The organism is Pseudomonas sp. SWRI51 (genome assembly GCF_014268825.1).
GTDB classification, from domain to species: domain Bacteria; phylum Pseudomonadota; class Gammaproteobacteria; order Pseudomonadales; family Pseudomonadaceae; genus Aquipseudomonas; species Aquipseudomonas farsensis.
This window is the reverse complement of record NZ_JABWRG010000046.1, coordinates 24758-35529: the sequence shown is the minus strand read 5'-3', so window position 1 is coordinate 35529 and position 10772 is coordinate 24758. Positions and strand designations below refer to the sequence as shown.

The 10772-nt window shown below is 61.8% G+C and carries 9 protein-coding genes; 8 read left to right on the top strand and 1 reads right to left on the bottom strand.

The window, feature by feature from the left end:
• Positions 1–182: 182 nt before the first annotated feature.
• From HU720_RS14765 to HU720_RS14755, 3 genes are read left to right on the top strand one after another with little or no spacing between them, the layout of a single operon-like run.
• Positions 183–842 carry a paraquat-inducible protein A gene (locus tag HU720_RS14765; protein WP_186520667.1) on the top strand — a complete coding sequence of 220 codons (660 nt, stop codon included), beginning with the start codon at positions 183–185 and terminating at the stop codon, positions 840–842.
• Entirely contained in the window at positions 829–1452 is a 624-nt protein-coding gene (locus HU720_RS14760; protein WP_186520666.1) for a paraquat-inducible protein A, read from the top strand. Before HU720_RS14765 ends, HU720_RS14760 begins: the two co-directional genes overlap by 14 nt.
• The gene (locus HU720_RS14755) at positions 1445–3745 is read left to right on the top strand and encodes an MlaD family protein (protein ID WP_186520665.1); all 2301 of its coding nucleotides are present in this window, start codon (positions 1445–1447) and stop codon (positions 3743–3745) included. The genes HU720_RS14760 and HU720_RS14755 overlap by 8 nt, the downstream gene beginning before the upstream one ends.
• 122 nt (positions 3746–3867) lie before the next feature.
• On the opposite strand, the gene rpsT is transcribed toward HU720_RS14755, so the two are convergent.
• On the bottom strand, positions 3868–4146 hold the full coding sequence (gene rpsT / locus HU720_RS14750) for a 30S ribosomal protein S20 (RefSeq protein WP_186520664.1): 279 nt from the start codon (positions 4144–4146) through the stop codon (positions 3868–3870).
• 249 nt (positions 4147–4395) lie between these two features.
• On the opposite strand from rpsT, the gene murJ reads away from it, so the two are divergent.
• The 5 genes from murJ to HU720_RS14725 all read left to right on the top strand — a co-directional run bounded on the left by murJ (position 4396) and on the right by HU720_RS14725 (position 10769).
• Positions 4396–5934: a murein biosynthesis integral membrane protein MurJ gene (murJ, locus tag HU720_RS14745; protein WP_186520663.1), complete on the top strand. Its 1539-nt coding sequence runs from the start codon at positions 4396–4398 to the stop codon at positions 5932–5934.
• Positions 5935–6052: 118 nt separating this feature from the next.
• A complete protein-coding gene (ribF, locus tag HU720_RS14740) occupies positions 6053–7003 on the top strand; it encodes a bifunctional riboflavin kinase/FAD synthetase (RefSeq protein ID WP_186520662.1) in 951 nt (316 codons plus the stop codon).
• Positions 7000–9831: an isoleucine--tRNA ligase gene (gene ileS, locus HU720_RS14735; RefSeq protein ID WP_186520661.1), complete on the top strand. Its 2832-nt coding sequence runs from the start codon at positions 7000–7002 to the stop codon at positions 9829–9831. The genes ribF and ileS overlap by 4 nt, the downstream gene beginning before the upstream one ends.
• On the top strand, positions 9824–10339 hold the full coding sequence (gene lspA / locus HU720_RS14730; RefSeq protein WP_186520660.1) for a signal peptidase II: 516 nt from the start codon (positions 9824–9826) through the stop codon (positions 10337–10339). The genes ileS and lspA overlap by 8 nt, the downstream gene beginning before the upstream one ends.
• A complete protein-coding gene (locus HU720_RS14725) occupies positions 10332–10769 on the top strand; it encodes a peptidylprolyl isomerase (protein WP_186520659.1) in 438 nt (145 codons plus the stop codon). Before lspA ends, HU720_RS14725 begins: the two co-directional genes overlap by 8 nt.
• Positions 10770–10772 lie beyond the last annotated feature (3 nt).

Sequence of the window (10772 nt, the reverse complement as noted above, 5' to 3'; positions counted from 1 at the left end):
GAGAGTAGGTCATCGTCAAGATTCATTTCGCAAAACCCCTATCTGCGCATGCAGGTAGGGGTTTTGTCTTTCTGGCGTTTGAGCCATTGGAGGCTGCGGCGTGCTCAAGAAGGGTGAACCCGTCTCCCCTATTTCGAGTCGGAACACTAGAATAGAGCCCACGCATCTTTCAGAATCTTCCTATGCCCAACCCAGCCGACCCTGAAGCACTGGCACAGTTGCCGCTGAGCGAGCTCGTCGCTTGCCACGAATGCGACCTGCTGATGCGCAAAGCGACCTTGCGCAATGACGAGAAGGCCCTGTGCCCGCGCTGTGGCTACGAGCTCTACGCGCACCGGCACAACCTTGTCAGCCGCAGCCTCGCCCTGGTGCTGGCGGCGCTGCTGCTTTATATACCGGCCAACTTCCTGCCCATCATGCAACTGCACCTGCTGGGCCAGACCTCCGACGACACGGTCTGGAGTGGTGTGCTTGGCCTGTACAACTCCGAAATGCGCGGCATCGCCGTAGTGGTGTTCCTCTGCAGCATGGCAATCCCGCTGCTCAAGCTGCTCTGCCAGTTGGCAGTGCTGCTGAGCATTCGCCTGGATATAGGCCGCAGTTATGGATTGCTCATCTATCGTATCTACCACCACCTGCGTGAGTGGGGCATGCTCGAGGTCTATTTCATGGGTGTACTGGTGGCCATCGTCAAACTCGCCGATATGGCGCAGTTGAGCATCGGCCTGGGCCTGTTCTGTTTCATCAGCCTGTTGCTGGTACAGGTCTGGCTGGAAGTAGTGATGGCGCCCCACCAGATCTGGCAGGCGTTGTCGGGGGAGGACATCCATGCGGGCGATTGATGCAGGCATTCTGGTATGTGCCGAGTGCCACGAACTCAATCGGCGTGAAGCAGACACTGAATCGCAAACCTGCACCCGTTGCGGGGCGACTGTCCATGAGCGGCGGCCCAACAGCATCGTGCGCACCTGGGCACTGCTGCTCACTGCAATGGTGCTGTACATACCCGCCAACCTGCTGCCGATCATGACCGTCAGCACCTTGGGGCAGGGCAGCCCGGACACCATCATGTCCGGTGTGGTCACCCTGATGAAGCACGGCATGTTGCCGATTGCCGCGGTGGTGTTCATTGCCAGTATTCTGGTGCCCACCTTCAAGCTGGTCGGCATAGGGCTGCTGCTGTACTCGGTGCAGCGCCACCAACCACTCTCGGCGCGCCAACGCATGCTCATGTACCGCTTTATCGAATTCATCGGGCGCTGGTCGATGCTGGATATTTTCGTGATCGCCATCCTGGTGGCGGTGGTGAATTTCGGCCGCATCGCCAGTGTCGAAGCCAATTTGGGCGCTATTGCCTTTGCCTCGGTGGTGATCCTGACCATGCTCGCAGCTTTAACTTTTGATCCCCGACTGATCTGGGATAACACGGAGTCGGATGACGACCATGAGTGACTTGCCTACGGCTAAAACCCGCCCTGCTTCCAACTGGTCGGCCATCTGGATTCTGCCGCTGATTGCGCTGATGATCGGCGGCTGGCTGGCCTGGCAAGCCTACCGTGATGCCGGTATCGAGATTCAGGTGCGCTTCGAGACCGGTGAAGGCATCGTTGCCAACAAGACCGAAGTCATTTTCAAGGGCATGTCGGTGGGCAAGGTGACTGGCCTTGTGCTGGACAACAAAGGCAGTAACCGCGGCGTCATTGCCACCATCGAGATCAACAAGGACGCCGAAGCGCACCTGCGCACCGGCACGCGCTTCTGGCTGGTCAAGCCAAGTGTCAGCCTGGCTGGTATCACCGGCCTGGAGACACTGGTGTCCGGCAACTACATTGCTGTGGACCCAGGCGAGGGCGAGCCGACCAAGCGCTTCACCGCGCTCAAGCAGGCGCCGCCCTTGTCTGACAACGAGCCAGGCCTGCATCTGATCCTCAAGGCCGAACGCCTGGGCTCGCTGAACCGGGACAGCCCGGTGTTCTACAAGCAGATCCAGGTCGGCCGGGTGAAGAGCTACAAGCTTTCCGAAGACCAGAGCACGGTGGAGATCAAGGTATTCATTGCCCCGGCCTATGCCAGCCTGGTGCGCAAACATACGCGATTCTGGAATGCCAGCGGCGTCAGCATCGATGCTGACCTGTCCGGGGTAAAAGTGCGCACCGAATCGCTGTCGAGCATCGTTGCCGGTGGTATTGCCTTCGCTACCCCCGAGAATCGCAAGGACAGCCCGCCGACCGACCCAAGCCTGCCGTTCCGCTTGTACGAAGACTTCGATGCTGCCCAGGCCGGTATCCGCATCAAGGTCAAGTTCAACGACTTCGAAGGCCTGCAGAAGGGCCGCACCCCAGTGCTCTATAAAGGCATCCAGGTGGGCTCGCTCAAAGACCTGAAAGTCGAAGGCGACCTGTCCAGTGCAATCGCCGAGCTGACCCTCGACCCGCTGGCTGAAGACTATCTGGTAGAAGGCACGCAGTTCTGGGTGGTCAAGCCGTCCATTTCGCTGGCAGGTATCACCGGCCTCGAAGCCTTGGTTAAAGGTAACTACATCGCTATCCGCCCGGGTGATCACGATGCCAAGCCGCTACGCGAGTTCGAAGCGCGCTCCAAGGCGCCGCCGCTCGACCTGAAGGCGCCGGGCCTGCACATGGTGCTGTTCGCCGACACGCTGGGTTCGCTCGAAGTGGGCAGCCCCGTCATGTACCGCCAGGTGCGTGTGGGTAACGTGCAGAGCTACCAGTTTGCCCGCGACAGCAAACGCATCCTTATTGGTGTGCACATCGAGAAGGAGTACGCCAACCTGGTCAACGGTTCGACGCGGTTCTGGAACGCCAGCGGCATTACCCTGACTGGCGGCCTGTCGGGCATCCAGGTCAAGAGTGAGTCGCTGCAGACCCTGATGTCTGGCGGTATTGCCTTCGATACACCACGGCCCGGTGTGCCGCTGAAAAAACGTATTCCGCGCTTCCGTCTGCACGAGAGCCAGGAAGCCGCGAACCGTGCAGGCACATTGGTGACCATTCGTGTCGAGCGCGCTGATGGCCTGAAGCCGGGTACGCCGATCCGCTTCCGTGGCCTGGATGTGGGCAGCGTCGAAAGTGTCGACCTTACTGCCGACCTGCAGGCTGTGTTGCTGCGCGCGCGTATCACCCAGGCTGCCGAGCGCATCGCGCGTGTCGGCACGCAGTTCTGGGTGGTCAAGCCAGCGTTCGGCCTGGTACGTACCGAAAACCTCGACACCTTGGTGGGCGGGCAATACCTGGAAGTGATGCCGTCGCTTAAAGACCGAGGCCCGCAACGTGACTTCATCGCGCTGGCCGATGCGCCGCAGGTCAAGGGCGAGGAGGTTGGCTTGCCGCTGACCCTCAGCGCCCCGCGACGCGGCTCGATCAAGCCGGGGGTGCCGGTTACCTACCGCGAAGTGGCGGTTGGCAAGGTAACCGGTTTCGAGCTTGGGCAGAATGGCGATCGGGTATTGATCCACATCCTCATCGAGCCGCGCTACGCAAGCCTGGTACGCGGTGGCAGCCGTTTCTGGAACAGTAGCGGCCTTGGCTTCGACTGGGGGCTGTTCAAAGGTGCCACGGTGCGTACCGAGTCGCTGGAGACCTTGATCGATGGTGGGGTAGCCTTCGCAACGCCCGATGGCGAGCAGATGGGCAACCCGGCGCGGCCGCAGCAGACCTTCGCCTTGTTCGACAAGCCTGAAGAGGCCTGGCTGCAGTGGGCGCCAAAGATCCAGATCGGCAAGTAAAGAGGGCGGGCCCGGCAGTGCCGGGCTCGCCCCCATAACCCACGCACGAAGCATCAAAACCTGCCAAATCGCAGGCATAAAAAAACCGACCCTAGGGTCGGTTTTTTCGACTGTAACGTCGCTTAGGCAGCTGCAACTTCTTTCAGTGCCTTGATGTGGCCATTCAGACGGCCTTTGTGGCGAGCAGCTTTGTTCTTGTGGATGATACCTTTGTCGGCCATACGGTCGATTACAGGTACAGCCAGAACGTAAGCGGCTTGCGCTTTTTCGGCGTCTTTGGCGTCAATGGCTTTAACTACATTCTTGATGTAGGTGCGAACCATGGAACGCAGGCTGGCGTTGTGGCTGCGACGCTTCTCAGCCTGTTTTGCACGTTTCTTGGCGGAAGGTGTGTTGGCCACCGTCGAGCTCCTCGAAAGACTTTAGGTAAATAGCAAACAAAATAGGCCGCGAATCATGCCGATGAGTCGAACCGATGTCAAGGCCACCTGCAAGGTTCCGCCGAGTGGTGGGTCAAATAGCTGAAAGATTCCTTTCTGCGACGTGACCTGTAAACTCGGGAATTTTTGGCTCCCCTGCGAAGGCGCGGGAGTATCGCACATTCGGGCGCCGACTGGCAGCGCCCTCTGCCCCTGGCGTGAAATTTTTCGATGAACCTGCTCAAATCCCTTGCCGCAGTCAGCTCCATCACCATGATTTCGCGGGTGCTCGGCTTTGTCCGCGACACCATCCTGGCCCGCATCTTCGGCGCAGGCGTAGCCACCGACGCCTTCTTCATCGCCTTCAAACTGCCCAACCTGCTGCGGCGTATTTTTGCCGAAGGGGCGTTTTCCCAGGCTTTCGTGCCGATTCTGGCTGAATACAAGACCCAGCAAGGCGAAGAGGCCACGCGCACGTTCGTTGCCTATATCAGCGGCCTGCTGACGCTGGTGCTGGCCGTGGTCACGGTCATCGGCATTCTTGCTGCGCCGTGGGTGGTGTGGGCGACCGCGCCAGGTTTTGTCGACGACGCCGAGAAGTACCAGCTGACCACCTCGCTGCTGCGCGTCACCTTCCCCTATATATTGCTCATCTCGCTGTCCTCGCTGGCCGGCGCCATCCTCAATACCTGGAACCGCTTCTCGGTGCCGGCCTTCACGCCGACCTTGCTCAACGTGGCAATGATCGCCTTTGCCGTGCTGCTGACCCCGTACTTCGACCCGCCGATCATGGCGCTTGGCTGGGGCGTGCTGGCCGGTGGCCTGGCACAACTGCTGTATCAACTGCCTGCGCTGAAGAAGATCGGCATGCTGGTACTGCCGCGCCTGAACCTGCGCGACACCGGCGTATGGCGCGTGCTTAAACAAATGCTGCCGGCCATCCTCGGCGTATCGGTGAGCCAGATTTCCCTGATCATCAATACCATCTTCGCCTCGTTTCTGGTGGCAGGCTCGGTGTCCTGGATGTACTACGCCGACCGCCTCATGGAGCTGCCGTCCGGCGTGCTCGGGGTAGCACTGGGCACCATCCTGCTGCCGACCCTGGCCAAGACCTACGCCAACAAGGACCGCGACGAGTATTCGCGCATCCTCGACTGGGGCCTGCGGCTGTGTTTCCTGCTGGTGCTGCCGTGCACCTTGGCCATGGCGATTCTGGCCGAGCCGCTGACCGTGGCGCTGTTCCAGTACGGCAAGTTCACAGCCCTGGACGCCGCCATGACGCAACGTGCCTTGGTCGCCTATTCGGTGGGCCTGCTGGCCATCATCATGGTCAAGGTGCTGGCCCCAGGCTTCTATGCACAGCAGAATATCCGCACGCCGGTGAAGATCGCCGTGTTCACGCTGGTCTGCACGCAACTGCTCAACCTGGCCCTGGTCGGCCCGCTGGCTCACGCCGGCCTGGCCCTGGCGATCAGCCTGGGCGCGTGCCTGAACGCCGGTTTGCTGTACTGGAAGCTGCGTAGCCAGCAACTGTTTACACCGCAGCCGGGTTGGCTGGTGTTTCTGCTCAAGCTGGTACTGGCAGTGGCGTTGATGTCGGCGGTGCTGCTGCTGGGCATGCATTATTTACCAGCCTGGGCGCAGGGCAGCATGTTCGAACGCTTGCTGCGCCTGGGCGGGCTGATCGGCGCTGGCGTGGTCACCTATTTCGGTTGCCTGTACCTGTGCGGTTTCCGTCCACGGCATTTTGCCCGCAACGCCTTGCATTGAAGCATCACGGCGGTCAGGCGTCGGTTTTTCATCTTCCACGCCCACCAGTGGCGCTGTTGCCTGTCGTCAGCGCCCGGGTGTGGTTATAATCGGCCACTTTATGAGCAAGAAGCGCGTTATGCAGCTGGTTCGAGGTCTTCACAACCTGCGCCCCGAGCACCGGGGCTGTGTCGCCACCATTGGCAACTTCGACGGGGTCCACCGTGGCCACCAGGCCATACTCGCGCGCCTGCGCGAACGTGGCCAGGAGCTCGGGCTGCCGACCTGTGTCGTGGTGTTCGAGCCACAGCCGCGCGAATACTTCGCCCCCGAGACCGCACCGGCCCGCCTGGCCCGCCTGCGCGACAAAGTCGAGCTGCTGGCCGGCGAGGGCGTTGACCGGGTGCTGTGCCTGTCGTTCAACGAGCGCCTGCGCGAGCTTGGCGCCGAACAGTTCGTCAAGGCCGTGATGGTCGATGGCCTGGGCGTGCGCCACCTCGAAGTGGGCGATGACTTCCGCTTCGGCTGCGACCGCGCAGGCGACTTCGCCTACCTGGTCGAAGCCGGCAAGCAGTACGGCTTCACCGTCGAGGCGGCCAACACCGTCATTCAGGACGGCATGCGGGTCAGCAGCACCGAAGTACGCAAGGCGCTGGGCGAAGGCAACTTCGAACTCGCCGAACACTTGCTTGGCCGCCCTTACCGCATCACCGGGCGCGTCCTGCACGGCCAGAAGCTGGCTCGCCAGCTCGGCACACCTACCGCCAACATCCAGCTCAAGCGCCGCCGCGTGCCACTGTCCGGGGTTTACCTGGCCAGCATCGAGATCGACGGCGTGCAGTGGCCGGGTGTCGGCAATATTGGAGTACGCCCCACCGTCGCCGGTGATGGGCGTCCTCACCTGGAGATTCATCTTCTGGACTTCGCCGGTGACCTCTACGGCCGGCGTCTGACGGTGGAGTTCCACCACAAGCTGCGTGAAGAGCAGCGTTTCGCCTCCCTGGAGGCGCTGAAGTCGGCGATCGACGCGGATATCGCCGCCGCACGTGCCCACTGGCACGCTCAACCGCTAACGAAGAGCCTGAAATGACCGACTACAAAGCCACGCTAAACCTTCCGGACACCGCCTTCCCAATGAAGGCCGGCCTGCCTCAGCGCGAACCGCAGATCCTGCAGCGCTGGGACAGCATTGGCCTGTACCAGAAGCTGCGCGAAATTGGCAAGGACCGTCCGAAGTTCGTCCTGCACGACGGCCCGCCCTATGCCAATGGCAAGATTCACATCGGTCATGCGCTGAACAAAATCCTCAAGGACATGATCCTGCGCTCCAAGACCCTCGCGGGCTTCGACGCGCCGTACGTGCCCGGCTGGGACTGCCACGGCCTGCCGATCGAGCACAAGGTCGAAGTCACCCATGGCAAGCACCTGACTGCCGACCGCACCCGCGAGCTGTGCCGCGAGTACGCGGCCGAGCAGATCGAAGGCCAGAAAACCGAGTTCATCCGCCTCGGTGTCCTGGGCGAGTGGGACAACCCTTACAAAACCATGAGCTTTGCCAACGAGGCCGGTGAAATCCGCGCCCTGGCAGAAATGGTCAAGCAAGGCTTCGTGTTCAAGGGCCTGAAGCCTGTGAACTGGTGCTTCGATTGCGGTTCGGCCCTGGCCGAAGCCGAAGTCGAATACGCCGAAAAGAAATCCCAGACCATCGACGTTGCCTTCCCGGTTGCCGATGACGCCAAGCTCGCCGCCGCCTTTGGCCTTGGCGCGCTGCCCAAGCCCGCCGCCATCGTGATCTGGACCACCACCCCGTGGACCATCCCGGCCAACCAGGCGCTGAACGTCAACCCAGAGTTCACCTACGCCCTGGTCGATACCGGCGAGCGTCTGCTGGTGCTGGCTGAAGAACTGGTCGAGTCGTGCCTCAAGCGCTACGAACTCGAAGGCTCGGTCATCGCCACCGCGCAGGGTAAAGCCCTTGAGCTGATCAACTTCCGCCACCCGTTCTACGACCGCCTGTCGCCGCTGTACCTGGCTGACTACGTCGAACTGGGCGCAGGGACTGGCGTGGTTCACTCTGCGCCTGCCTACGGCGAGGACGACTTCGTCAGTTGCAAGAAATACGGCATGGTCAACGACGACATCCTCACCCCGGTGCAAAGCAACGGCGTGTATGTCGATTCGCTGCCTTTCTTCGGCGGCCAGTTCATCTGGAAGGCCAACCCGGCCATCGTCGAAAAACTGAGCGAAGTCGGTGCGCTGATGCACAGCGAAACCATCGCCCACAGCTACATGCACTGCTGGCGCCACAAGTCGCCGCTGATCTACCGCGCCACGGCGCAGTGGTTCGTCGGCATGGACAAGCAGCCAGTAGATGGCCAGCCGCTGCGCGAGCGCGCGCTCAAGGCCATCGAAGAAACCAAGTTCGTGCCAGCCTGGGGCCAGGCGCGCCTGCACTCGATGATCGCCAACCGCCCGGACTGGTGCATCTCGCGTCAGCGTAACTGGGGTGTGCCGATCCCGTTCTTCCTGCACAAGCAGACCGGCGAACTGCACCCACGTACCGTCGAACTGATGGACGAGGTGGCCAAGCGTGTCGAGCAAGAGGGCATCGAAGCCTGGTTCAAGCTTGACGCTGCCGAACTGCTGGGCGCAGAAGCCGCTGACTACGACAAGATCAGCGACACGCTGGACGTGTGGTTCGACTCCGGTACCACCCACTGGCACGTGCTGCGTGGCTCGCACAACATCGGCCATGCCGATGGCCCGCGTGCCGACCTGTACCTTGAGGGTTCCGACCAGCACCGCGGCTGGTTCCACTCCTCGTTGCTGACCGGTTGCGCCATCGACGGCCACGCGCCGTACCGCGAACTGCTGACCCACGGCTTCACCGTGGATGAGAGCGGGCGCAAGATGTCCAAGTCGCTGGGCAATACCATCGAGCCCGAGAAGGTCAACAACACCTTGGGCGCCGATATTCTGCGCCTGTGGGTTTCGGCCACGGACTATTCCGGGGAGATGGCGGTTTCCGAGCAGATCCTGCAGCGTAGTGCCGACGCCTACCGGCGTATCCGCAACACCGCGCGCTTCCTGCTTTCCAACCTGTCCGGCTTCGACCCGGCACGCGATCTGCTGCCTGCCGAAGACATGCTGGCACTGGACCGTTGGGCCGTCGACCGCGCCCTGCAACTGCAGCGCGAGCTCGAAGAGCACTACAGCGAATACCGCTTCTGGAACGTCTACTCGAAGATCCACAACTTCTGCGTGCAGGAGCTCGGCGGCTTCTACCTCGACATCATCAAGGACCGCCAGTACACCACCGGCGCCAACAGTGTCGCCCGTCGTTCGTGCCAGACCGCGCTGTACCACATCAGCGAGGCGCTGGTGCGCTGGATCGCGCCAATCCTGGCGTTCACCGCCGACGAAATCTGGCAGTACCTGCCGGGCGAGCGCAACGAGTCGGTCATGCTCAATGGCTGGTACCAGGGCCTTACCGAGCTGCCGGCTGACGCCGAGCTGGATCGCGCCTACTGGGACCGCGTCATGGCGGTCAAGGCAGCGGTCAACAAGGAGCTGGAAAACCAGCGTACCGCCAAGGTCATCGGCGGCAACCTGCAGGCCGAAGTCACCCTGTTTGCCGAAGAAGGCCTGACCGCCGACCTGAACAAGCTGGGCGATGAGCTGCGCTTTGTGCTGATCACCTCGGCAGCCAGTGTGGTGCCGTTCGTCCAGGCGCCGGCCGATGCCGTGACAACCGAAGTCGAAGGCCTCAAGCTGAAGATCGTCAAGTCTGGCCACGCCAAGTGCGGCCGTTGCTGGCACTTCCGCGCCGACGTAGGCAGCAACCCGGAGCACCCGGAAATCTGCGCCCGTTGCGCCGACAACATCAGCGGCTCCGGTGAGGTGCGCCACTATGCCTAACGCAGCTGCGGGGCGCCTCGGGCGCCTTGCCTGGCTTTGGCTGAGCCTTGTGGTGCTGGTCATCGACCAGGCCACCAAGGTCTATTTCGACAACGCCCTGACCATGTACCAGCAGATTGTGGTCATCCCCGACTACTTCAGCTGGACCTTGGCCTACAACACCGGTGCTGCGTTCAGCTTCCTGGCGGGCAGCTCCGGCTGGCAGCGTTGGCTGTTTGCGGTGATCGCCTTGGTGGTCAGCGCCGTGCTGGTGGTCTGGCTCAAGCGCCTGGGGCGCAACGAGACCTGGCTTGCCGTCGCGCTGGCGCTGGTATTGGGCGGCGCGCTGGGCAACCTGTACGACCGCGTCGTGCTGGGCCATGTGGTCGATTTCATCCTGGTGCACTGGCAGAACCGTCACTATTTCCCGGCCTTCAATGTGGCCGACAGCGCCATCACCGTGGGTGCGGTCATGCTGGCGCTGGATATGTTCAAGAGCAAGAAGGCCGAGGAGCCTGTCCATGACTGAGACCCGTATTGGCCAGAACACCGAAGTCACGCTGCACTTCGCGCTGCACCTCGAAAACGGCGACACCGTCGACAGCACCTTCGACAAGGCCCCGGCCGTGTTCAAGGTTGGCGATGGCAACCTGTTGCCGGGCTTCGAAAGCGCCCTGTTCGGCTTCAAGGCCGGTGACAAGCGCACCCTCGATATCGCCCCGGAGAACGCATTCGGCCAGCACAACCCGCAAAACGTGCAGGTGATGCCGCGCTCGCAGTTCGAAGGCATGGAGCTGTCCGAAGGGCTGCTGGTGATTTTCAACGATGCCGCCAACACCGAGCTGCCGGGTGTGGTCAAAGCATTCGATGACAATCAAGTCACCATCGACTTCAACCATCCGCTGGCGGGCAAGGCGCTGAGCTTCGAGGTGCAGATCCTCGACGTGAAGGCCGTGTGAGCC

Coding starts and splice junctions, on each gene's coding strand:
- HU720_RS14765 (WP_186520667.1), top strand. CDS start 183: ATGCCCAACCCAGCCGACCCTGAAGCACTGGCACAGTTGCCGCTGAGC.
- HU720_RS14760 (WP_186520666.1), top strand. CDS start 829: ATGCGGGCGATTGATGCAGGCATTCTGGTATGTGCCGAGTGCCACGAA.
- HU720_RS14755 (WP_186520665.1), top strand. CDS start 1,445: ATGAGTGACTTGCCTACGGCTAAAACCCGCCCTGCTTCCAACTGGTCG.
- murJ (WP_186520663.1), top strand. CDS start 4,396: ATGAACCTGCTCAAATCCCTTGCCGCAGTCAGCTCCATCACCATGATT.
- ribF (WP_186520662.1), top strand. CDS start 6,053: ATGCAGCTGGTTCGAGGTCTTCACAACCTGCGCCCCGAGCACCGGGGC.
- ileS (WP_186520661.1), top strand. CDS start 7,000: ATGACCGACTACAAAGCCACGCTAAACCTTCCGGACACCGCCTTCCCA.
- lspA (WP_186520660.1), top strand. CDS start 9,824: ATGCCTAACGCAGCTGCGGGGCGCCTCGGGCGCCTTGCCTGGCTTTGG.
- HU720_RS14725 (WP_186520659.1), top strand. CDS start 10,332: ATGACTGAGACCCGTATTGGCCAGAACACCGAAGTCACGCTGCACTTC.